This window comes from Dietzia papillomatosis NBRC 105045, assembly GCF_001570845.1.
Classification (GTDB): Bacteria; Actinomycetota; Actinomycetes; order Mycobacteriales; family Mycobacteriaceae; genus Dietzia; species Dietzia cinnamea.
The window spans coordinates 1-22523 of sequence record NZ_BCSL01000045.1 but is presented as its reverse complement, the minus strand read 5'-3'; the positions used below and the strand labels follow the sequence as shown (position 1 = coordinate 22523).

The window sequence follows — 22523 nt, the reverse complement described above, 5'->3', positions numbered from 1 at the left end:
TTAGCGCGACGACGGCGGACTCACTTCCCGCGCACCCATGCCGGGACTACGTACGAAGCGGTGACATTCAACGGCTCTCTGCACCAGAGTGGAATCACCTTCCTGACCCGACACGACAGGCCTGCCGATGAAGCCGACGCCGCTCGACGAGTTCCCCGTCCACCAGACGCCGCTGCCCATGGCTCAGGTGGGCACGAGCGACCGGAACTTTTACGACCGCTACTACTTCAACGCGCACGACCGCACCGGCGACGTGTTCCTCGTGACGGGGTTCGGCGTGTATCCCAACCTCGGGGTCGTGGACGCGTTCGTCACCGTCCGCCATGGCGACACCCAACGGTCGGTGCGGTTCTCCGACGCCCGGTCACTCGCGCCCGCGGTGGGTGGGTTCCGGATCGAGGTGATCGAGCCGCTGCGCACACTGCGGCTGGTGTGCGAGCACCCGGACCTGTCGGTGGACATGACGTGGGAGGGGTCGTTCGACGCGGTGCTCGAGGATCGGCACGTGCTGCTCGAGGGCACGCGCGCGATGCTCGACGCGAGCCGGTTCGCGCAGGTGGGCAGCTGGTCGGGCACGCTCTCGGTCGACGGGCGCGACTTCGCCGTGGATCCCGACGTCTGGCTGGGGACGCGGGACCGTTCGTGGGGCATCCGGCCGAGCGGCGAGTCGGATCCCGCCGGCCGGTGGGCGGCCGAGCCGCGGGAGGGCTTTTGGTGGACCTACGTTCCGCTGCGCTTTGACGACTACGCGATGGTCGTCATCCTGCAGGAGAGTCCCGACGGGCACCGCACGCTCAATCACGCGAGTCGGGTGTTCGCCGACGGTCGGATCGAGCAGCTGGGCTGGCCGCGGCTGGAGGTCGATTACCGCAGCGGCACCCGCCACCCCGAGTGCGCGCGGCTGCACCTCACCACGCCCGGCGGCGAGCCGCTGCTGCTGGAGGTCGAGACCCTCGGCGGCGTGCCGCTGAGCATGGGGTCGGGCTACGTCGGCGACCCGGCGTGGTCGCACGGCCGCTGGATGGGCCGCGACTGGAGCGAGTCGGTCACCTACGACATGACCTCCCCCGACGTGGTCGCGATGCTGCCGTTCAACACCGTCGACCACGCGGCCCGCGCGACCTGCAACGGCGACGTGGGCAGGGGTCTGTTCGAGCACGCGAACCTGGGCCGCCACGACCCGTCGGGGTTCACCGACTGGGGCGATACTGCCTAGTGACAGGCGTGCAACTACTTTCACGACCAGCCGGTCGGTGAGGCGGGCGGACTCCCTCTACGCGGCGACGCTGTCACACGCGGTGGCCTCTCGGAGAGAGGCATCAGGTCGAGAATTTCAAGGGGTACAGCACGCCTTCCGTTAGACATCCCCCTTGGCTTTTGCGCCTAAGCGGCTCGAGTCTCGGGTTATTGATTCGAGAAGGCCGACGACGGGTCACGAATCTTCAACGATGTGGACGCCCCTGGGTCGGGCGTGAGCCATACGGACGTCGCCATCTGCGCCGCTCGGGGCCGGCCCGCGATAACGTCGACGAGCTTTTCGTCCCAACAGTTTGCGGCCACCTGCGACAGCCAGCGTTACTTCGGACTTTCCGATAGCGCGACTAGCGCTACTTAGCGCACTCCTCTCAGTTCTGCCTTGAACTATCACCCATCGCGCATGGCCAGCCCTCGCTCGCCGATGCGTATGGCTCCCAGAGCGCTACACGCCCTCGCCCGCTCGTCCGGCGCGATGAGCAACGCAAGTGATCGACTTCTTCGTCCGAGCGCCCACCCATCGGATAGTCTCTGAGAAGTTCTCAGTTAGCACCATTCACAATGGAGGATTCATGACCCAGCAACCGCCGCACCCGCAGGGGAACCCGGACCCGAACTGGCAGCAAGGTCCGCCCCCGCAGCAGTTCGGTTACCCGCAGCAGGGCTACCAGCCCCAGCCCCCGCCGAAGAAGAAGGGCGGCTGCATGAAGATCGGCCTCATCGTTATCGGCGTTTTGATCCTGCTTGCCATCATCGTCGCTGCGATGAGTGGTGGCGACGACGAATCCCCAAGTGTGTCGTCGCCGGATAACTCCTCCCAGGGGGCCGCGCAGGACGAAGCGCCCGGAGTGCCATTCCAGGGAAAGACCGACAAGGACACATCCGCGAACGCCGGCGATACCATCACTAAGGATGGTGTCGCCACGACGAGCACCCCACTGAGCGCGGAAAACACGCCGTTTGGCACCCAGATCATGTGCACCACGATCACGATCAAGAACGACAGTGACGATCCGGTGAGCTTCAACTCCATCGACTGGAAGATGCAGGACCCCAACGGCGCAGCAAGGATGACCACCTATGGCGGCGACCGAGCTGAGCTGTCGTTTGGGGACCTTGCTCCCGGCGGACAGGTATCTGGAGATGTTTGCTTCGAGGGCGATCCAGCTGCTCAGCCGGGTCAGTACGTCGTCCTTAACGACGGGTTCATCTCGTTCAGCTCGAACCGGCTGGCCTGGGTCAACACCTTCTGACCTAGGCAACAACGGTCCGGATTCGATAGGAATCCGGACCGTTGTGTCCGGCCCAGCCGTCGAGCCTCCGCTTAAAGTTGCACATGACTAGTTGCGTCTGGGGAGTCCGCAATCGATGCCCTGCTCGGCGTTCTCGCGAGAACCCACTGGTAGAGCGACTGGGCCACCCGCCGACCGGTCTCAAAGCCTCACGGGAGCGAAATTTTATTCCCGCATGTGCAGCCCGCTTACCGGGGAGTCCCGTTGTCTCGTATTCAAGTAGTGGCAGCAGTGTTCGTTCGGGGAAGTGACGTGCTCGCGTGCAGACGAGCGGCCGGCAAATCCGCGGCCGGCAAGTGGGAGTTCCCCGGCGGCAAAATCGACAACGGCGAGACCCCCGAGCGCGCCCTTGTTCGCGAGATTCGAGAAGAACTCAAGGTCTCAATCTCGGTGGGAGGCCTCGTGGACAGATCGATCACCTCGCTCGGCGATGTCGAGATAGATCTAGCGTGCTACCTCGTCTCGTCGTCCGAGGTTCCCAGCGCCAGCACAGACCACGACGAGATGCGCTGGCTACCCGTCACTAAGTTGTCCACTTTGGACTGGGCAAGCCCGGACCTTCCTGCAGTAGCTGTCCTTCAAACCACTCCTTTAGGCAGCTCGCCGCAGAGCTTGATGCCATGATGACCTAGTGGCAGACCTATCAGCAGAGCTCAACAGGCGAACTTCCCTTATGCATGCTCTGGCTACAGAGTTCGCCAGCAATCCAGTCCTCTCCCGACAGTGGCTAACGCAGGTGGATTTCGGTTGGGGCCCAGAGCGGATCATCGACTCCTCCAAGGGCATATGGAACCCAAAGTCCTACGCCGCAACCCTCACAATCGTGAGCGACCCGGACAGTGAGTACGACGATGGCGACCATGGCGATTCGCTTTATCGATATTCCTACGAAAGGCGCCCTGTCGGCCAGGATCCAATGGGCGGATCTAACAGCAAACTCCGCGAGGCCATGAGGTTAGGCCTTCCCATTGTCATGTTGCGCAAAGTAGCAACCGGACAATACGTGCCCATCATGCCTGTGTACGTTGTGAAAGATGAGCCCGAACATCAGCGCTTCTTGCTCGCCATTGACGAGAGCTTGCGGTTTCTGCCCGACCCTGCGCATCTGAGCGACGACCAGCGGCGGTACGCTGAGCGAATTGTCCGGCAGCGGCTGCACCAGCCGGAGTTTCGCGCGAAGGTGCTCACCGCATACGCCGAACGATGTGCTGTCTGCGTTCTAAAGAAGATCCCGTTGCTGGATGCTGCTCACATCACCGCCGATGCGAACGAGGACGGCAAGCCGGTGGTAACTAATGGACTAGCGCTGTGCAAGATTCACCACGCCGCGTACGACGAGAACATCCTCGGTATTTCTCCAGACTATGAAGTCCATATCAATGCGGACGTTCTTCACGAGAAAGACGGTCCGATGCTGGATTACGGCCTCCAGCGGATGCACAAGCGCTCTCTGTGGCTGCCCTCGCGCAGCCGGGACAAACCTGACCGAGACCGTCTTTCTGCCCGCTTCGACGCGTTCAAGAGTGCGAGCTAGCTCCTCACCCCTCCAGCGTCTGCCTTGCGATCCTGAAGGCGGTGTTGGCGTCGGGCACTCCGCAGTAGATGGCGGTCTGCAGAAGGAGCTCCCGGATCTCGTCGAGACTCAGCCCGTTGGTGCGGGCCGCGCGCAGGTGCATCGCCAGTTCCTCGTGGTGACCGCGGGCCACGAGCGCTGTGAGCGTGATCATCGAGCGCGCCCGGCGGTCCAGCCCGGGCCGCGTCCAGATGCCGCCCCACGCGTAGTCGGTGATGAACTTCTGGAACTCGCGCGTCAGATCTGTAGCGGCGGCGGTCGCCCGATCCACGTGGGCATCGCCCAGCACCGCCCGGCGCACGGCCATGCCGGCGTCGGTGCGTTCGGCGATCGTCGCGAACCCCGGCGCGGGCGCCAGCCGAGCGAGCTCGGCGGCGACCTGCTCGGGCGCCTCGAGCGGCGCGGGCCCACCGGCCCGCTCCAGCACCACCAACCGTCCCTCGGGCGCACCGTGGGCGAGGGCGGCGACATCGGAGATCGCCACGTCGGCGTCGTAGACCCCGGCCATCGCGACGACCGGCGCGGCAATGCCCGTCGGGTCGACGCCCGCCGCCGGCACCCCGCACAGCACGGCGGCGACCACGCGCTCCGGCTGCCGCGCTAGCAGCGCCGGCCCCACGTCAGACCGGCCGCACCCGGCAAAGTGAAAGGCCCCGGCCGGCTCGCCGCGCTCGTCGCATACCCCGTCGATGTACTGAACCACCGGGTCGACGAGATCGGCCGCGCGATCGGGCACCTCGTCGTCGTCACACTCCCACGTCACCACGTGGAACCGGTCCTCAAGCCTCGCGGCGACGCCCGCCCACAGCTCCCGCGCCGACACGCCGGGGCCGGGCCCGCACACGAGCAGCGGCAGGTCGGGGGTGCCCGCGAGGGTCTCGCCGGTGATGCGCACAGCGGTCGTGATCGTCCTCCACGCGTGCGGTCCGCGCGCTTCAGGACCGAGTCGATGATCTGGTCGGTGGCGCCGAGGTAGCCGCAGACACACTTGAGGACGCGCAAATCCGGTCCCGGGGCTCGCCCACCATCCGAGACCGCGCACCTCGTCGTCGTCGCCCTAACACCCACGGCCCCACCTGCACCTTTCCCACCCACCGGAATCGAACGGTGACGCGCGCCACAACGCGGTCACTGTGTCCTCATCCCTCCCCCGGACGCGCGCAGCGCGACGGACGGCGGCACCCCCGGCACGCCGGGACCCTCATCGGCGAAAGGACACACCATGGGCGACATCCGAGCCCTCGGCTACCTCAGGATCGACACCACCGACCTCGACCGCTGGCGCACCCTCGCCCACGACGTGCTGGACCTGGGCGTGGGTGCCGGCGGCGACGACGACACCCTCCACCTGCGCCTCGACGAGCGCGCCCGCCGCATCACGCTGCGCCGCGCGGAGAACGACAACCTCGCCGCCGTGGGCTGGGAGGTGCGCGACGAGATCGCCCTGGACCGCGTCCGGGCCACCCTCACCGAGCACGGCATCGCCTACCGCGACCTCACCCACGACGAGACGCAGGCCATCAAGGTCGACGGCGCCATCACCCTGCAGGACCCCTGCGGCCAGCGCCTGGAGATCTTCCACGGCGCCGAGCTGGACCACTCCAAGGTCTCTACCAAGTACCGCACCGAGTTCGTCACCGACGAGCTGGGCCTGGGCCACCTCGTGGTCCCCACCACCGACTACGACGCCACCATCGGCTTCTACCGCGACGTGCTGGGCTTCCACACCCGCGGCGCGTTCCCGTTCCCGGCCGCGCCCGGCATGCCGCCGCTGCGCATCCAGTTCATGGGCGTCAACCCGCACCACCACAGCTTCGCCGTGATGCCCGCCCCGCACATGGGCCCGGGGACCGTGCACATCATGCTCGAGGTGGCCGAGATGGACATGGTCGCCCAGGCCATGGAGCGCGCCACCGAGCACGGGTTCGGCATCTCCTCCACCCTCGGCCGCCACACCAACGACAAGATGGTGTCCTACTACCTGCGCGCGCCCGGCGGCTGGGACATCGAGTTCGGCTACGACGGCCTGATGGTGGACGAGGACCAGTACCTGCCGCACAACATCACCGCCGACAGCTACTGGGGCCACGACTGGTCCGACAGCGAGCCGCTGGCCTGCACCATCCCGCTCGAGGAGACCGCCGCCGAGTCCGTGGCCGACTCCCTGTCCGAGCCGGTGGTGAACGGCGCCGTCCAGAACGCCTGACCCACCCTCAAGCGCAGAACCCACGCCGCCCGATCTACATGACCGGGCGGCGTGGCGCGAGATCCGCTCGGCGCCGCCCCGCCGACCGGCGGGCTATTCCTCCAAGAAGTCGGAGATCCACCGGCGGATGTCGGTGAGGGTCGTCGAGTCCACCCGACCGGCGTGGCCGACCACGCGCTGGCGAGAGATGGTCCGCACCTGCTCGGTCATCGCCCAGGAGTCGCGGTCGAGCACGTCTCCGAGGAGCCGGACGTGGTTCGACCATCCGCGATTCACCGAGGTCACCGGGACCACCATCACCAGGGTGTCGGCGATGGAGATGTGCGCTCGCGACGAGACCACCACCGCGGGTCGGCGGCCGCTCTGTTCGCGACCGACCACGGGATCGAGGACCACCCATACGATCTCGCCCGGGGTCGGCTCATGCATCCTGCGCCGACTCCCACCACCCGGTCTCGTCGCGGTAAGACGCCAGATCCTCGGGCGACGTCGCGTCCACCTCCGCGCGTAGTCGCTCGAATCGCCGGTGCTTGTCGGCGAGGGATGCGAGGTACGTCAAGTGCTCGCCCAGAGTGCGCTGCTCCTCAGCCGCCTGCCGCTTGAGGAGATCTCGCAGCTCACGGCTCACCTTGATCGTGGTGACGGACATACCGAGAGTATACGTTCTGTCATACCCCGTACGCCCGGAATGAACGGCCGGCCAGAGCATTCATCATGTGAGCCGCGGACCTCGTCGTCGTCGTCGTCGTTGGCCCTTCCCCCGGCATCCCGGAGGACATCGGCCCCGCCCTACCCGCCGGCCCTGACCTCGATCAGCTCCCACTGCCTCACCGGGCCGGGCGCGTGGGCGCGGCACATCGTGAAGATCGGCTCGGAGTAGGTCTCCCGCAGCCACACCTCGACCGCACCGCGTGGGCCCTCCAGCGTCACCTCGACGTGCTCGTCGCGTTCGACCACGCGCACGGGGGCGAAGGCGTCGATGCGGTCGTCGGGCACCACCGCGCGGGCATGATGCTGCGCGCTCTGCACGACCGCCGAGTAGCTACTGCGCCCGCGCAGGTACCGCTCGTCGACCCGGCCCTCGGTGTAGCGGGTGACGATGTCGCCCGGATCCTCCGCCTGGTCCACCCGCCCGTAGAACAGCCCGTGCGGCAGGACGAGCATCGTCGCGGCAAAGCGGTCGCCACCCAGGTGCGAGCACTCCCACGTCGCCTCCGGATGCCGCGCGGCGATGCGCGCCGCGGCGCCACGCCCCCGCACCGCGCAACACTGATCGTGCTTGCCGTGCGCGCACACGGCGACCAGCGGCTCCGTGCTGGGAGTGCCCGCCGAACCGTCCAGGGGGATTTCGGCGTACCCGACCGGCCCGTTGACCTCGCCCCACCGCAGCGACTCGTGCCCGGGCCGGGCGTCGGCGAGCGCCCACCGCCAGCGTTGCGCATCGGTGTGACGACGACGACCCGGTCTGCGGATCGCGGCAACCCGCACATCAGCCTCCTGGGCACGCCCGGCGATCTCGCGACCCAGCTCCGGCGGAAGTAGACCCGGCGAGTCGAGCAACGCCGAATAACCCCACGGGCCGGCCAGCTCGACCATCAGCCACCGCAACCCCCGGGAGCCCGACCCGTCCAGGGGATCGCCGCGGCGCAACGACGAATCACTGCACGGCTCCCAATCCGCAGGCCTGCTCACAGCGCCACCACCACGCCCTCCCGCAACAACCGCCGGAGAACCACCAGGCCGTCGTCGGCATCGAGGCCGGGCAGCGTGCCGGCGCTGACGGGGTCGCCCTCAAGGACGGCGCGCAGGGCGGAAGCGCACACCGCCGGGAAGGTGACCGACTTGGTGGGCAGCCGCAATACGACCGTGTCGGCATCGGCGGCGGCGGAGTCGGTGCAGTCCACCCGTACGTGGAGTCCCTCGCGCAACCGCAGCCGAGTGTCGGCGTCGAGGGCCGCAACGGCATCCAGGGTGGCCAGCGGGCGGATCGCAGCGGGTCGGGTGAGATCGAGGTACTTGCCAGCCAGCGCGTCGCCGGCGAGAGCGCTGAGCTGCTCCTGCTTCTCGGCGATCAGCCGGGCCAGCACGTCGAGGACCTCGCGGGCGTGGGGCTCGGCGCGCGCGGCATCGACCGGGGCGAGCCCGAACGGCAACGACGCCCGCAGCTCCGCCTCCGAGGCCAGTGCCTCGATCATCGCCGTGGCGACGTCATGCCCGGTCAAGGGGGCCACGCCCACCGTGAGGTGGATGGAGGTATCGCCCTGCGCCTCGGCGGAGTGGATCCAGCCGCGCGGCAAGTAGAGGCAGTCCCCCGGCTCGAGCACGGTGTCGATGACCGGCTCGTCCTTCGCCCGTTCGGCGATCGCCTCGCGGTGATCGGTCCACGGCTGATCCGCAAGCGGATGGTGGTGGACGGGCTCGTGCACCCGCCACCGCTTGGTGCCGGACACCTGGAGCACAAAGACGTCATGGACGTCGTAGTGCGGATCGAACCCGCGATTCGCGGGCGGGGTGATGTAGGCGTTGGTCTGCACCGGATGCCCGATGTCCGAGGTCATGCCCCGCACGAAGTCGATGATCGGCGGCCAGAACCGGTGCAGACCCTGCAGGACGAGCGTCGCCCCGGCGGCGTACTGCGTGAGCACGCCGTCGGGGTCGAGCTGATCGGCGATCTGCGCCCCGAAACCCGCGGAGCGGGTAAAGCACGCCCGGTCGACGAGCGTGCCCTCCCGCGCCATCCGGACGAACGGCGTGCGCACCCCGCGTTCGGCGATGATCTCGTCGACCATCCCGGGTGAGAGCAGGTCGGAGTAGTCGCGTGGCAGCTCGGCCGCCCGGGTCAGCAGGGGCCGCTGCCCCCACACCTGAGCCGCGAACTCATCCGAGCCGCACGCGACGCACCGATGAAGCGCCCGCAATTACTGGGTGCCGTCAGCGCCGCCGTCGGCACCATCCGGGTTGGAGCCGCCGTCGGCCACCCCTTCGCCGGTGTTCGCGGAGCCATCGGCGGAACCGTCCGCGCCGCCGTCGTGGCCGTCCGGGTTCGAACCGCCGTCAGCCAGGCCCTCGCCCTCGCCCTTCATGTGGTGGGCGGATCCGTCGGCGCCGCCGTCGTGGCCGCCCGGGTTGGAACCGCCGTCGGCGATGCCCTCGCCCTGAGCGCCGGACGTGGTGATGTCGTCGTCGTTGATAGCCATCTGCGTTCCTCTCGTCGGTGCAGGCGTGAACCTGCAGGGAGTCGTGCGATCTGGCCACGTGTTCCGGCAGCAGGCCGGGACACGAGGGGCGTGCAGTTCCACTATGGCACTGGACCGACCTCTATACGACCGAAGCCGCCGCCGGTTCGGCGTGACCGGGCGGCCGCATCGTTTCCGAGCGGCGGCGGTCCTCGTCGTCGTCGTTGTCGTCGTCGTTGTCGTTGTCGTTGTCGTCGTCGATCTATCCCCGCGGCACCCCGAGCTCGCGGTCGACCCGGGGCGGGTGGGCGTCAGAGGCTGACGCCGCCGGGGCCCCGGCCCAGCGCCTCGGTGACGGAGGCGAACATCGTGGACTTGATGGCGCCGAGAGTGGTGCGGTCCTTGCCGAGGATCGGCTGGAGACGCCCGAGCGCCGCGGTGACGATCTCGGCCTCCGCAGCGGTCGCGTCGACGAGGCCCGCGGCCTTCGCCTCGGCACCGGGGTAGCGGTGGCCCGTGCTCATCGCGGTCATGGCCGTCTGCGGGGTCGTCTTGGCCTGGATCAGCGCCGCCATGCCGGGAGTGAACGGGATGTTGATGTCCACCTCGGGGAAGCAGAAGTAACCGCGATCGTCGCGCATCACCCGGTAGTCGTGGGCCATCGCGAGCATCGCCCCGCCGCCGAAGGCGTGCCCGTTGACCGCGGCGACCGTCGGCAGGGAGAACGTCAGGACGCGGGAGAACAGCTCGTGGATCCGGCCGACGTACCAGTCGAGGCGGTCGAAGTTGGCCATGAGCCAGTCGAGGTCGAGACCGTTGGAGTAGAACTTGCCCGACCCCACGGTGACGAGCCCCTTCGCGGACTTCTCGACCTCATCGAGGTGGGCGTTGATCGCGTCGAGCCGGTCCGGGGAGAAGCGGTTCTCGTCGTTGCCGAGCGTGAGGACGGCGATGTCCTCGTGGTGGGTCAGGGTCGGGGTCATGCGTGGTCCTCTCGGGTGGTGGGGTTGTGGGGCCTGCTGAAGGCGGGGCCGGGGTTCGGCGCCTGCGGAGCAGCGAGGCGTTCGTCCCCTCACTATGGGGTGTACCAAGGTTCTTAGACAGGCCTCTTGATGAGAGAGGATCGAGAACATGGCAGTGAGTTCGAGGCGGAGGTTCAGTCCGCAGTTCAAGGCCGAAGCGGTGCAGCTGGTCCTGCAGAGTGACCGCTCGATCGCCGAGGTCGCCGGGGAGTTGGCGATCAACCCCGGGACCTTGGGCAACTGGGTGCAGAAGCATCGTCAGGCCAACCCGGAGCCAATCCCCGATATGAGCCCGGCGGACCATGGCCGGTTGGCGGAACTGGAGGAGCAGAACCGTCGGCTGAAGATGGAGAATGAGTTCCTAAAAAAGCCGCGGCCCACTTCGCCCGGGAGCAGGACTGAGTGAGAAGTCAGCCCTGATCGAGGCGGAGAAGGCGAGCTTTCCGATCGAGTGGATGTGCGCCCAGCTCGGTGTGGCCCGCTCGTCGTTTTACGCTTGGCGGTCCCGTGCCGGGCAGGTCACGGCCACCCAGGCCCGCCGAGAGGCGCTCAAGGGCGAGATTCAGCGGGTCTTCGATAAGCAACGAGGCACGGCCGGGTGCCGGCGCATCGCCGCGATTCTGAACGACGAGGGGCACCCTGCCTCGGTCGGGTTGGCGGCAGATCTGATGCGCGAACTTGGGCTCGCGGCCATCCAGCGCAAGGCCTACAAGCGCACCACCGTCCCCGACGAGAAAGCCCAGGTCTTCGCCGACAAGCTCGGCCGCGACTTCGCCCCCGAGAGTCACCGCCCGGGAGAGGCGCTGGTCGGCGACATCACCTACCTGCGCACCGGGCAAGGGTGGTTGTACCTGGCCACGGTGATCGACCTGGCCACCCGCAAAGTAATCGGGTGGCAGACCGCCGAGCACATGCGCGCCAGCCTGGTCGTCGACGCCCTGGAGATGGCCCGAACCCAGGGGCAAGCAACACCCGGCGCGGTGTTCCACAGCGATCACGGGTCCCAGTACACCTCCGACGAGTTCGTCACCTACTGCACCCGGAACGGGTTCGTGCAGTCGATGGGTCGAACCGGTGTGTGCTGGGACAACGCCGCCGCCGAGACGTTCTTCGCGACCTTGAAGAACGAGATGTACCACCCGCAGGTGTTCCACACGCGGGCCAGGGCGCGGTTCGCCGTGGCCGAGTACATCGAGGTGTTTTACAACCGTCGTAGACCACACTCCAGCCTCGGATATCGCACCCCGGCCCGAGCGTGGGCAGACGCCCAGGCCGACGCCGCCGAGGACCTACCCGGGGCGGCCTGACACACCAGAAATCACCGAGGACCTGTCCACAATCCTTGACACAGCCCACTATTCGCCGCGCCGGGGCGCCCCGTGCGGTCGACCGCTACTCGTCAAGAAAATCCTGGATCCACCGGCGAATGTCTACCAGGGTCCCGGCATCCACCTGGCCGGCATGGCCGACAACACGCTGGCGCGAAAGGGTGCGCGCTGCTCGGTCATCGCCCAGGAGTCGCGATCGAACACGTCTCCACGGAGCAGGACGTGGTTCGACCATCCGCGATCCACCGACGTCACCGGAACCACCATCACGAGAGTATCGGCGAGGGAGATGTGCGCGCGCGACGAGACCACCACCGCGGGCCGGCGACCACTCTGCTCACGACCCGCCACGGGATCGAGGACAACCCATATGACCTCCCCGGGAGTCGGGTCAGGCATCCTGCGCCCGCTCCCACCACTCGGATTCCTCGCGGTAGGACGCCAGATCTTCTGGCGATGTCGCGTCTATCTCCGCACGCAGGCGCTTGAGCCGCCGTTGCTTCTCGGCGAGTGAGGCGAGATACGCAAGATGGTCGCCCAGCGTGCGGTGCTCCTCGGCGGCCTGCCTCTTCAGAAGATCCCGGAGGTCGCGACTCACCTTGATCGTCGTGTGGGACATACCGAAAGTATGCCTTTGGTCATACCGCCGAGACGGCGAACTCCCGACCAGCTCAGCCCGCGACTGGCCACTCGACCAGCAGGTGCGCTACTTGACCAGCAGCTCCGCGATCTGGATGGTGTTGAGCGCCGCGCCCTTGCGCAGATTGTCGCCCGCCACCATGAGGTTGAGGCCCTTGTCGCCCTCGATCGACTGGTCCTGGCGAATCCGGCCCACCAGCGACTCGTCGATGCCCGCCGCATCCAGCGGGGTCGGCACGTCCACGACCTTCACGCCCGGCGCCTTCGACAGCAGCTCGCGCGCCTGCTCCGGCGTGATGTCCTTGTCGAACTCCGCGTTGATGCTCAGCGTGTGACCGGTGAACACCGGCACGCGCACGCAGGTACCCGCGACCCGCAGCTCCGGCAGGTCGAGGATCTTGCGCGACTCGTTGCGCAGCTTCTGCTCCTCGTCCGTCTCCTCCGAACCGTCGTCGACCAGCGCACCCGCCATCGGCAGCACGTTGAACGCGATCGGCGCGACGTACGGCCCGGTCTCGTCGACCTTCAGCGCCGAGCCGTCGTGCACCAGCTCGTGGCCCGCGCCGACGTTGCCGGTGATCTGGTCGTTGAGCGTGTCCACACCGGCCAAGCCCGACCCGGAGACCGCCTGGTAGGTCGACACGACCAGGCGCCTGAGGCCGGCCGCGTCGTGCAGGACCTTGAGGACCGGCATCGCGGCCATCGTGGTGCAGTTGGGGTTGGCGATGATGCCCTTCGGCGGGTTCTTCGCCGCGTCGGGATTGACCTCGGAGACGACGAGGGGGACGTCGGGGTCCTTGCGCCACGCGCTGGAGTTGTCGACGACGACAGCGCCCGCCGCCGCGAACCTCGGCGCCTGCTCCTTGGACATGGTGCCGCCCGCGGAGAACAGGGCGATGTCGATGCCCTTCAGCTCCTCGTCAGTGGTGGCGGCGGTGTCCTCCACGACGATGTCCTCGCCACGGAACGGCAACGTGGTCCCGGCCGAGCGGGCGGAGGCGAAGAAACGGACCGTGTCCGCCGGGAAGTCCCGCTCCTCGAGCAGGGCACGCATGACGCGCCCCACCTGGCCCGTGGCTCCGACTACGGCGACAGTGGTCATCTGTGAGGTCAACTCCTGGAAGTCTTGGCGACCCGGCCCGCCGCGGACGGGTTCTCCGCCCTGCGCTCGACCGACCGGTGTGACGACCCAGTCTACCGAGGCCCGCGACGATAGACAGCGGCTCGCGTCACACCTCGACGAGCCCGCCGCGGCACGCCGGGCCGCCTCGGGGGCTTGCGCGGCTGTCGGCTAGCAGGGCGGCGGGGCGACGGGCGGGCGGTGGCATCGATTCGCAGCTAGCCGTCGCATGTGCACGCTTCGGCCGACCCCGCCCTCGGCAGACGCTGACCGAAGTGACGGCTGACGGAGGAGGGCGGGCGCGGCGTTCGGGCGAAACACCACTTCAGGGCAGAGCTGGTCCTCGTGCGAGGCCAGGCTCGGCCACCCCGCCTGCCCTTCGATGGTCCCTGGGTTCATCCGACGAGCGCGGGGACGGATCGAGGTCGCCAACCGGCCAGCTGCTCCCCGGCTTCCGTCAGTGATGATCGTCCGTTTGCCGGGCGTTGCACCGTCGAGCACGACATCGTGAATTCCACAAATCCCGCCCGTGTCCACAGACGGGTACGACCGGGCCCGGGACCGCGGGGACAGGACCGAGCCGTCGACGACCCTCGTGACTATGAGCAGATCGCCAGAGCCCCTCACGTTCAACGAACTCTCGCGGACCCGCGGACGCCGGCGCGCGACCAACGGACGAAGGAGAGTGCAGCGCGGCGTCTGGGTCCCGAACGAATCACGGGAGTCCGTGGCCCTCCAACTCGAGGCGTTGAGCGTCGTCCGGCCGGACGCCGTCGCCACCGGGTGGACCGCCGCGGCGTTTCACGGCCACCCGTGGCCACCGCCCGATTCCATCCTCGAGGTAGCCACCGGCAGCCGACGGGTCCGGCGCCCCCGGGTGTTGTCTAGACAATTCACGATCCCCGAGTCGCAGTACGAGGAATTCCTGGGCCCCCACGGGCACCCGATCCAGGTCGCCACGCTCGGACGCGCCCTGTTCGACCTCGCACGCTATCTCCCCCGCGACCAGGCCGTCATCGCACTGGACGGTGCTGGCCGCCTCGGGGTCGATGCCCGCGCTTCGGTGCAAGCGATGGCCGACCGCAATCCCGAGGCCAGCCGGCGGGCGACTGCACTGCGGCACGCCGCGCTCTGCGCCCCGCTCTCCGAGTCGCCGATGGAGACCCGCCTGCGACTCTTCACCCACGACCTCGGATTCGACCAGCTGGTTGTCCAGTACCGGGTTCCCGGCACCCCGTACAGGCTAGATCTCGCCGACCCGGCCCGCCGGATCGCGATCGAGTATGACGGGAAGCATCACGGGTACTCGGACCAGCACACGCGGGACATCGAAAGGCGAAATCGACTGGCGGCGCTCGGGTGGACAGTGATCGTCGTGACGAAGCGCCAGCTCTTCCGCACTCCCGCAGAACTCGCGACCCAGATCACCCATGCGTTCCGTGATCGGGCTTGACGGCCACGCGCTGCGCATCTGGGCGCGGCCCTGGGTCGACCAGAGCGGTGGCCATATCGGATGATCCGGCACCGGCACATCGCGAGCCGTCACTTGCGTCAGCGTTTCCCCAGGACGTTCGACAGGAAAACGTACACAAGTGACGGCTCACGGAATCAGTGGCGGCTCGCGGAATCAGTGCCGGCGCGGGCGGGTGGGCCGGCCGGGCGGGTAGGCCGGGTGCGGGCTGGACGGGGCGTGGGTCAGCGGCCGGTGCCGGCGTAGACCTGCGCCTCCTCCTCGCCGCCCAGCTCGAACGCCGCGTGCAGGGCGCGGACGCTGTCGGCGAGCTCATCCTCGCGGACCAGCGCCGAGATCCGGATTTCCGAGGTGGAGATGAGTTCGATGTTCACGCCCGCCTCGGACAGCGACTCGCAGAACGTCGCCGTGACGCCCGGGTGCGACTTCATGCCCGCGCCGACGAGGGAGACCTTGCCGACGTTGTCGTCGTAGAGCACCTGGTCGATGCCCAGCTCGTCCTTGGCCTTGGACAGCACCTCGACCGCCTTGGCGCCGACCTCGCGCGGGCAGGTGAAGGTGATGTCGGTCCTGCCCTCCGCCTTGGAGACGTTCTGCAGGACCATGTCGATGTTGATCTCGGCATCGGCGACGACGCGGAAGATCTTGGCCGCGTACCCCGGCTGGTCGGGGATGCCGACCACCGTGATCTTGGCCTCCGAGGCGTCGTGAGCGACTCCGGTCAGGACTGCGTCTTCCACGGGGATGTCCTCCACTTTTCCGGCCACGAGAGTGCCCGGGTTGGTCGAATACGAAGAGCGGACGCGCAGCGGCACGTGATAGCGGCGGGCGAACTCGACGCTGCGCAGGTTGAGGATCTTGGAGCCGACCGCCGCCATCTCGAGCATCTCCTCGTACGAGATGGTGTCGAGCTTGCGGGCGTTCGGGACGATCCGCGGATCGGAGGTGTAGATGCCGTCGACGTCCGAGTAGATCTCGCACACGTCCGCGCCCAGCGCCGCGGCCATCGCGACAGCGGTGGTGTCGGACCCACCGCGGCCGAGGGTCGTCACGTCGCGGGTCTCACGGGACACGCCCTGGAAGCCCGCGACGAGGGCGATCTTGCCCTGATCGAGCGCCTCGCGGACACGGCCCGGGGTGATGTCGATGATCCGGCTGTTGCCGTGCCGGGTGGTGGTGATGATGCCGGCCTGCGACCCGGTGAACGAGTAGGCCTCCATCCCGAACGAGCTGATGGCCATCGCGAGCAGCGCGTTGGAGATGCGCTCACCCGACGTCAGCAGCATGTCCATCTCGCGCTGCGGCGGCGAGGGACAGACCTGGTCGGCCAGATCCAGCAGCTCGTCGGTCGTGTCGCCCATGGCCGAGGCCACGACCACGACGTCGTTGCCCGCCTTCCTGGTCTCCACGATCCGTTCGGCCACCCGACGGATCCGTTCTGCGGACTCCACGGAGGAGCCGCCGTACTTCTGCACTACGAGTGCCACGCGGTCACACCCTTCCGGTGTTGATCGGCTTAACGCAGACCCACTTTACGGGAGGTGTTTACTCGTGAGTGATGACTGAAACCTGGGCGGCTGTACTCCTCGCCCTCGCCTCCGCCCTCAGCCAGGCCTTCGGCACCGTGATGCGGCACCGTTCACCGCGCCGCGCGCAGGGTCGACGTGAGGGTGACTTCCACATCCTCACCAGCAGGTACTGGTGGACCGGCATGGCCATAAGCCTCACCGGCTTCGTGTTCCAGGGGCTGGCGCTGATCTACGGCTCGCTGATCCTGGTCCAGACGATCACCGTCCTCTCACTCACCTTCGCCCTCCCGTTGGGCGCATGGGTGACCGGGCGGCGGGTCACCAAGACCGAACTGTTCTGGGGGCACGTCCTGGCGGGATGCGTGGTCGTCCTGGTGATCTACGGCCGGCCCACCGGAGGCGAGGCACATCCGCCCTGGTGGCAGTGGGCACTGGCCTGCGCGGCGGGCGCCCTCGTCGTCGTCGTCCTCCTCCGCCTCTCCCGGGCGCTCCGCGCCGACGGCAACCGTGCCCTGCTACTGGGCGTGGCCGGCGGCACCGCGTTCGCCTACGTCGCGCTCCTCACCAAGGGCGTCGCCGACCGGTTCTACGAGGGCGGACCGCTGCTCGTGGCCACCACCGGCGAGGTGTACGGGCTCGTCGTGGCCGCCGTCCTCGCGCTGACGCTGCAACAGATGTCGTTCTCCGCCGGCGGCGTCCACCAGGCCGTCCCCGCCTCGACCGTCACCACGCCGGTGGTCTCGCTCGCGCTCGGCGTGGTGGTCCTCGGCGAATGGTTCGCGGTCGACGGCCCCGAGCTGTCGATCCTCGCAGCCACGCTCATCGTCATGGTCGTCGCGACGGTACGGCTCGCGCACAAGGAGGTCGACCCGGCGCCGTCAGTTGACGGGTCGGTGAACGGGTCGGGCGCGTCGGCGGACACGTCGGAGGCAGCGTCGGGCGCGCCGCCGGGGACGGCGGCCGAGACCCCGTCCGGGACACCGTCGGTGATACCCCCCGACACGCGCCCCGAACCGCCCTCGCGGTAACGCGGGCACCGGCGGACGCGATTTTCCTGCCATGAGCACTCTCGCCGAGCGGCCCGACCTCGCCTCCCGATCGCCTAAGCTGTATCACATGCGCCTCACACGTCACACGGGTCGGCTTCTCTCGGCGATCGGCGCGGCCGTCGGGACGGTCGCCGCCACGCTCGCGGTCACGGCCCCCACCGCCGGCGCCGTGGTCGGCGGCGCACCCTCGGGCCCGGCGCCGTGGGCAGTGCAGATCACCACCTTCGGCGGCGTGCTCGGCGCGCCCTGCTCGGGAGTCGTCGTCCACCCGCGCTGGGTCGCCACCGCCGCCCACTGCGGCCCCACCGACCCCAACGCCTACACCCTCGGGTTCGGCAACTGGGCCACCGTGCCGGGCGGCTTCGCCACCACCGCCCCGCTCGCCACCCCGCAGGTCGTCGGCGCCTTCGGTTCCCTCGACACCGGCAGCTTCGGCCGTCACACCCCGGAAGCCGTCTACAAGGCCCCCGCCGGGGACTTCATGCTCATCAAGCTCCGCCACCCCGCGCCGTCGCCGTCCGTCCTGCGCGCCGGCGTCGACCCCGCCCCGGGCGCCGTCCTGCGCTTCCACGGCTTCGGCGAGACCACCCCCCGCGGCCTGCGCTCGGCCGACCTGCGCACCGGGCTCACCCGCCTCGACCGGATGGAACCCCGCGGCGGCTCCCGGATCGGCCGCTCGCACACCATCGAGGGCGGCTACGGCCTCGGCGACTCGGGCGGGCCCGTCTTCCAGGGCGACCGCCTCGTCGGCATCCACTCCGGCTCCGACCACGGTCGCCGCCAGCCGAACGGGACCAACCCCGCGTGGTACGAATCGATCCCGGCCCAGAACGGGTGGATCGACTGGATGATCACCCACCGGTGACAGCGGGCCCCTCCCCCACCCGAGACGCAGACAGATGCGCCGACCGACCCGCCGCCCCGGGGCCGCGCCCGTGCCGAACCACGGCGCTATTTGCCACACTGGAGAAATGACCCCGCCGGAGCTCCTGATCCGTCGCGCCTCGCGCGCAGACCTGGACCTCGTGCTGTCCGCGGGCGACCTGTTCGACTCCCCGCCCACCGCCGAGTGGACGCAGGACTTCCTCGACCGCGGTTCCAACCTGCTCTTGATGGCCCTCCACGACGGGGTCCCGGTGGCGATGCTCGTCGCCGTGGAGACCGGCCACCTGGGAGACAGCCCCGACCTGTTCGTCTACGGCATCCGCGTCCGCGAGGACCTGCGCCGCCAGGGCATCGCGCACCGGCTCGTCGAGAAGGCCGTCTCGGTGGCCGAGGAAGCCGGCTGCCGACGCGTGTGGGGATCGATGCACGACGGCGACGTCCAGGACCTGGGCCCCGACTCCCCTCTGCACACCCCGAACGACGTCACCGCCGGCCCCACCACCTTCGTCATTCCGATTCCGTGACGTCTGGCGGGAAGGTGTATGGTGACCTGCATGCAGCGCGTGCTCCTTCTTGGATGCCGCGGCGGGGCCCGCTAGAGCGGACCGGCTCCCCGTCGCGGGATCTCGTCGCGCCGGTCCGATCCTGAAACGATCGAACTCCACGGAAGTTGAGCCCCTACGATGAATCCCGCTGATGCCTTCGTCTCGTCGTCGTCGACCCTGACGCCCCCCTCCAAGCCCGGCCGCCCCGACCAGCCGTCGTGGAACAAACAGCGCGGCTCCTCCATGCCGTGGCACCGGTACCGGCCGTTCGCCGAGGAGGTCGAGGACGTCTCGCTGCCCGACCGCACCTGGCCAGACGAGGTCATCACCCACGCCCCCCAGTGGTGCGCCGTGGACCTGCGCGACGGCAACCAGGCCCTGATCGACCCCATGAGCCCCGCGCGCAAGCGCCGCATGTTCGACCTGCTGGTGCGCATGGGCTACAAGGAGATCGAGGTCGGCTTCCCGTCCGCCTCGCAGACGGACTACGACTTCGTCCGCGAAATCATCGAGGACGCCGCGATCCCCTCCGACGTCACCATCCAGGTGCTGGTCCAGTGCCGCGAGGACCTCATCCGCCGCACCTTCGAGGCGTGCGAGGGCGCGTCCGACGTGATCGTGCACTTCTACAACTCCACGTCGATCCTCCAGCGCAAGGTCGTCTTCCGTAAGGACCGCGACGACATCAAGAAGATCGCCACCGACGCCGCCGAGCTGGTCACGTCGATCGCGAAGGACTACCCCGACACCAACTGGCGCTGGGAGTACTCCCCCGAGTCGTTCACCGGCACCGAGCTGGCCTTCTCCAAGGAGGTCTGCGACGCGGTCACCGAGGTCGTGGGCGCGACGCCGGAGAACCCGATCATCATCAACCTGCCGGCGACGGTCGAGATGGCCACGCCCAACGTCTACGCCGACCAGATCGAGTGGATGCACCGCAATCTGGCACACCGCGACTCGACCATCCTGTCGCTGCACCCGCACAACGACCGCGGCACCGGCGTGGCCGCCGCCGAGCTGGCCTTCCAGGCCGGCGCCGACCGCATCGAGGGCTGCCTGTTCGGCAACGGCGAGCGCACGGGCAACGTGTGCCTGGTGACCCTGGGCATGAACATGCTCACCCGCGGCGTCGACCCGCAGATCAACTTCTCGGACATGGACGAGATCCGCCGCACGGTCGAGTACGCCAACCAGCTGCCCGTGCCCGAGCGCCACCCCTACGGCGGCGACCTGGTCTTCACCGCGTTCTCCGGCTCGCACCAGGACGCCATCAACAAGGGCTTCGACGCCCTGCAGGCCGAGGCCGATGCCCGCGGCGAGGACATCACCGACATCACGTGGGAGGTCCCGTACCTGCCCGTCGACCCGAAGGACGAGGGCCGCACCTACGAGGCCGTCATCCGCGTGAACTCGCAGTCCGGCAAGGGCGGCGTCGCCTACATCATGAAGAGCGACTACGGCCTGCAGCTGCCGCGGCGCCTGCAGATGGAATTCTCACAGATCGTCCAGAACGTCACCGACTCCGAGGGCGGCGAGGTCACGCCCAAGGCCATGTGGGACATCTTCTCCCTCGAGTACCTGGACCGCATCTCGCCCATGGAGCGCATGTCCCAGGTGCTCTCGCCGGCCGAGACCGACGACGGCGAGGACTTCATCGAGGCCGTCATCAAGTGGAAGGGCGAGACGCGCGAGTTGACGGGGTCCGGTAACGGCCCCCTGGCGGCGTTCGTCGCCGCCCTGAACGAGATGTTCGACGACGAGGTACGCATCCTCGACTACTCGGAGCACGCGATGACCGCCGGGGACGACGCGACCGCAGCCGCCTACGTCGAGGTGCAGTTCGGCAACCGGGTCTTCTGGGGTGTCGGCCGGGCCGGTTCCATCACCACCGCATCCCTGCGCGCCGTGGTCTCCGCTGTGAACCGTGCGTACGCCGACGAGGCCGAGAGCGCCGAGGCCGTGGGTTCGGTCGAGGGCGCGCGCACCTGGGCCCCCTGACGGGCTGGGCGGCTTCGGCGCGCCCGGCAGTCCCCCATCGACAAGACCGTTCCGCAGACATCGCCCGAGTGGCGGTGTGCGGAACGGTCTTCTCGTAAGCCTGCGTACGACGCCTCCTGAACCTCATCCTTCACATGTATCACTCCGGTAACGATGGTCTCGATTCGATCACAACAAACGCGTAATGTGGCGTCGGGTCGCGCCGATAGGTACGGCGTCGCCTTCCGTACCCGTCTGTCTGGAGCCGTTATGTCCGTGACCCGCCGTGGATTCCTCACCGCCGCATCGGTCGGCGTGGGCGCCGCCGTCGCCACCTCCGTCCGCGGCCCCGTAGCCGGGGCCGATCCGTTCACCACCGGTTCCCTCGGCGTGGCCCAGGACCTCATGCAGTCGATCTCCACCGGCAGCGGCATGATTCAGCCGAACGGACCGCTCGGCTTCGTGGGCGTCACCTTCCCGAGCCCGGAGGAGATCGCCGGCCGCATCCGGTTCGCGTTCCCCGACGGCTCCGTCGGCGACTGGCTGCCGCTCGAGGCCATGGATTCCGCGCCGGACGCCGGCAGCACGCCCGCCGCGGAGCTCGTCGCCGCGCCCGACGGCGCCGTCGGCTACGAGGTGGACGCCCCCGCGGGCTCCGAGGCCACCGTCTTCGACGACGGCCGGGGAACCCCGCGCAACTACAGCCTCGGCAGCATCGGCTTGGCCGGCCTGCCGGTGATCCCGCGTGCCGCGTGGGGCGCCGGCGACGTCTCCGGATTCCGGTGGGCGCCGACCTACTTCCCCGCGCAGTCCATCACCATCCACCACACCGCGGTCCTTCCCGGGCCGGACCGTGCCGCCAGCGTGCGGGCGATCTACAACTACCACGCCAACACCCTGGGCTGGGGCGATGTCGGGTACCACCTGATCATCGATCCCGAGGGCCGGATCTACCAGGGCCGCGGCGGCACACCGGTGGGCAACCCGGTGTTCCAGGTCCCGCCCGTCGCGGGCATCGCTCCCCCGGTCGTCACCGCCGGACACGTCGGCGGCGTCAACAACGGCAATATCGGCATCAGCCTGCTGGGCGACTTCACCGTCGCCCCGCCGACCGCCGCCGCCGTGGGCGCGACCATCGACTGCGTGCGTGCCCTGTGCAATGCCACGGGCATCAACCCGCGGGCGGGCATCACCTATCGCAATCCGCAGGGCGGCGCGACGCGACCGATCATGGCGGTCTCGGGTCACCGCGACTGGGGCGGCACGGCATGCCCGGGCAACTCCTTCTACCCGCAGATGCAGTTCATCCGGGATCACGCGGCCAACGGCTGGACGCCCACCGCGATCTCCTCGGCGGCCTTCGGCTCCTGACCGCGGCCGGGCCGCGCGGGCAGGGCGGTCGCAGCGCGCGGGTCGCAGCGCGCGGGTCGCAGCGCGCGGGTCGCAGCGCGCGGGTC

Annotated in this window: 24 protein-coding genes; 13 read left to right on the top strand and 11 right to left on the bottom strand. The window is 68.7% G+C overall.

Features of this window, described 5'->3' with window-relative positions; genetic code table 11:
- Positions 1–127 precede the first annotated feature (127 nt).
- From DPA01S_RS13775 to DPA01S_RS13765, 4 genes are all read left to right on the top strand, one after another.
- Positions 128–1216: an Rv3169 family protein gene (locus DPA01S_RS13775; protein WP_061917098.1), complete on the top strand. Its 1089-nt coding sequence runs from the start codon at positions 128–130 to the stop codon at positions 1214–1216.
- A gap of 610 nt (positions 1217–1826) precedes the next feature.
- Positions 1827–2507 (top strand): DUF4352 domain-containing protein, encoded by a 681-nt coding sequence (locus DPA01S_RS13770; RefSeq protein WP_061917095.1) that lies wholly within the window; start codon positions 1827–1829, stop codon positions 2505–2507.
- Positions 2508–2768: 261 nt separating this feature from the next.
- The gene (locus DPA01S_RS16445; protein ID WP_232303162.1) at positions 2769–3170 is read left to right on the top strand and encodes a (deoxy)nucleoside triphosphate pyrophosphohydrolase; all 402 of its coding nucleotides are present in this window, start codon (positions 2769–2771) and stop codon (positions 3168–3170) included.
- A 199-nt stretch (positions 3171–3369) separates the two neighbouring features.
- Complete coding sequence (locus tag DPA01S_RS13765) at positions 3370–4080, top strand: HNH endonuclease (RefSeq protein WP_232303161.1); 711 nt, start codon at positions 3370–3372, stop codon at positions 4078–4080.
- 4 nt (positions 4081–4084) lie between these two features.
- On the opposite strand, the gene pcaC is transcribed toward DPA01S_RS13765, so the two are convergent.
- Positions 4085–5014, bottom strand: a complete 930-nt coding sequence (pcaC, locus tag DPA01S_RS13760; protein ID WP_063935397.1) for a 4-carboxymuconolactone decarboxylase — start codon at positions 5012–5014, stop codon at positions 4085–4087.
- Positions 5015–5341: 327 nt separating this feature from the next.
- On the opposite strand from pcaC, the gene DPA01S_RS13755 reads away from it, so the two are divergent.
- A complete protein-coding gene (locus DPA01S_RS13755) occupies positions 5342–6325 on the top strand; it encodes a VOC family protein (RefSeq protein WP_061917090.1) in 984 nt (327 codons plus the stop codon).
- A gap of 93 nt (positions 6326–6418) precedes the next feature.
- Here DPA01S_RS13755 and DPA01S_RS13750 read toward each other — a convergent pair whose 3' ends face one another.
- From DPA01S_RS13750 to DPA01S_RS13730, 5 genes are all read right to left on the bottom strand, one after another.
- Entirely contained in the window at positions 6419–6754 is a 336-nt protein-coding gene (locus DPA01S_RS13750) for a type II toxin-antitoxin system PemK/MazF family toxin (protein ID WP_061229677.1), read from the bottom strand.
- Entirely contained in the window at positions 6747–6974 is a 228-nt protein-coding gene (locus tag DPA01S_RS13745; RefSeq protein WP_061229676.1) for a hypothetical protein, read from the bottom strand. The genes DPA01S_RS13750 and DPA01S_RS13745 overlap by 8 nt, the downstream gene beginning before the upstream one ends.
- A gap of 140 nt (positions 6975–7114) precedes the next feature.
- On the bottom strand, positions 7115–7921 hold the full coding sequence (locus DPA01S_RS13740) for a sucrase ferredoxin (RefSeq protein WP_232303163.1): 807 nt from the start codon (positions 7919–7921) through the stop codon (positions 7115–7117).
- Positions 7922–8013: 92 nt separating this feature from the next.
- Positions 8014–9243, bottom strand: coding sequence for a cupin domain-containing protein (locus DPA01S_RS13735; RefSeq protein ID WP_061917083.1), 1230 nt, complete (start codon positions 9241–9243; stop codon positions 8014–8016).
- Positions 9244–9522, bottom strand: coding sequence for a hypothetical protein (locus DPA01S_RS13730; RefSeq protein WP_061917080.1), 279 nt, complete (start codon positions 9520–9522; stop codon positions 9244–9246).
- 103 nt (positions 9523–9625) lie between these two features.
- On the opposite strand from DPA01S_RS13730, the gene DPA01S_RS16840 reads away from it, so the two are divergent.
- Entirely contained in the window at positions 9626–9823 is a 198-nt protein-coding gene (locus tag DPA01S_RS16840; protein ID WP_157076978.1) for a hypothetical protein, read from the top strand.
- Here the strand turns inward: DPA01S_RS16840 and DPA01S_RS13725 are convergent.
- Positions 9813–10484 (bottom strand): enoyl-CoA hydratase/isomerase family protein, encoded by a 672-nt coding sequence (locus DPA01S_RS13725; RefSeq protein ID WP_061917077.1) that lies wholly within the window; start codon positions 10482–10484, stop codon positions 9813–9815. The two genes, DPA01S_RS16840 and DPA01S_RS13725, sit on opposite strands and share 11 nt — an antisense overlap.
- Positions 10485–10632: 148 nt before the next feature.
- Between DPA01S_RS13725 and DPA01S_RS13715 the strand changes: the two genes are divergently transcribed.
- Positions 10633–11830, top strand: a protein-coding gene (locus DPA01S_RS13715; RefSeq protein ID WP_153038692.1) for an IS3 family transposase whose coding sequence is annotated in 2 segments (ribosomal slippage) — positions 10633–10889 and positions 10888–11830 — 1200 coding nt in all. Because the reading frame shifts where the segments join, the coding sequence is not laid out codon by codon here.
- 123 nt (positions 11831–11953) lie between these two features.
- Here the strand turns inward: DPA01S_RS13715 and DPA01S_RS13710 are convergent.
- The 3 genes from DPA01S_RS13710 to DPA01S_RS13700 all read right to left on the bottom strand — a co-directional run bounded on the left by DPA01S_RS13710 (position 11954) and on the right by DPA01S_RS13700 (position 13592).
- Positions 11954–12250: a type II toxin-antitoxin system PemK/MazF family toxin gene (locus DPA01S_RS13710; RefSeq protein ID WP_232303160.1), complete on the bottom strand. Its 297-nt coding sequence runs from the start codon at positions 12248–12250 to the stop codon at positions 11954–11956.
- Positions 12243–12470 carry a hypothetical protein gene (locus tag DPA01S_RS13705; protein WP_061917071.1) on the bottom strand — a complete coding sequence of 76 codons (228 nt, stop codon included), beginning with the start codon at positions 12468–12470 and terminating at the stop codon, positions 12243–12245. Before DPA01S_RS13705 ends, DPA01S_RS13710 begins: the two co-directional genes overlap by 8 nt.
- An 87-nt stretch (positions 12471–12557) precedes the next feature.
- Complete coding sequence (locus tag DPA01S_RS13700; RefSeq protein WP_061917068.1) at positions 12558–13592, bottom strand: aspartate-semialdehyde dehydrogenase; 1035 nt, start codon at positions 13590–13592, stop codon at positions 12558–12560.
- A gap of 619 nt (positions 13593–14211) precedes the next feature.
- Between DPA01S_RS13700 and DPA01S_RS13695 the strand changes: the two genes are divergently transcribed.
- The gene (locus tag DPA01S_RS13695) at positions 14212–15063 is read left to right on the top strand and encodes a DUF559 domain-containing protein (protein WP_153038693.1); all 852 of its coding nucleotides are present in this window, start codon (positions 14212–14214) and stop codon (positions 15061–15063) included.
- A gap of 242 nt (positions 15064–15305) precedes the next feature.
- Here DPA01S_RS13695 and DPA01S_RS13690 read toward each other — a convergent pair whose 3' ends face one another.
- Positions 15306–16568, bottom strand: a complete 1263-nt coding sequence (locus tag DPA01S_RS13690) for an aspartate kinase (protein WP_061917062.1) — start codon at positions 16566–16568, stop codon at positions 15306–15308.
- A gap of 71 nt (positions 16569–16639) precedes the next feature.
- On the opposite strand from DPA01S_RS13690, the gene DPA01S_RS13685 reads away from it, so the two are divergent.
- From DPA01S_RS13685 to DPA01S_RS13665, 5 genes are all read left to right on the top strand, one after another.
- The gene (locus DPA01S_RS13685; protein ID WP_061229662.1) at positions 16640–17638 is read left to right on the top strand and encodes a DMT family transporter; all 999 of its coding nucleotides are present in this window, start codon (positions 16640–16642) and stop codon (positions 17636–17638) included.
- A gap of 88 nt (positions 17639–17726) precedes the next feature.
- On the top strand, positions 17727–18524 hold the full coding sequence (locus tag DPA01S_RS13680) for a trypsin-like serine protease (RefSeq protein WP_082767814.1): 798 nt from the start codon (positions 17727–17729) through the stop codon (positions 18522–18524).
- A 106-nt stretch (positions 18525–18630) separates the two neighbouring features.
- Positions 18631–19068, top strand: coding sequence for a GNAT family N-acetyltransferase (locus DPA01S_RS13675; RefSeq protein WP_061229661.1), 438 nt, complete (start codon positions 18631–18633; stop codon positions 19066–19068).
- A gap of 159 nt (positions 19069–19227) precedes the next feature.
- On the top strand, positions 19228–21087 hold the full coding sequence (leuA, locus tag DPA01S_RS13670) for a 2-isopropylmalate synthase (RefSeq protein ID WP_061917059.1): 1860 nt from the start codon (positions 19228–19230) through the stop codon (positions 21085–21087).
- Between the two features lie 249 nt (positions 21088–21336).
- Positions 21337–22437, top strand: a complete 1101-nt coding sequence (locus DPA01S_RS13665; RefSeq protein ID WP_061917056.1) for a peptidoglycan recognition protein family protein — start codon at positions 21337–21339, stop codon at positions 22435–22437.
- Positions 22438–22523 lie beyond the last annotated feature (86 nt).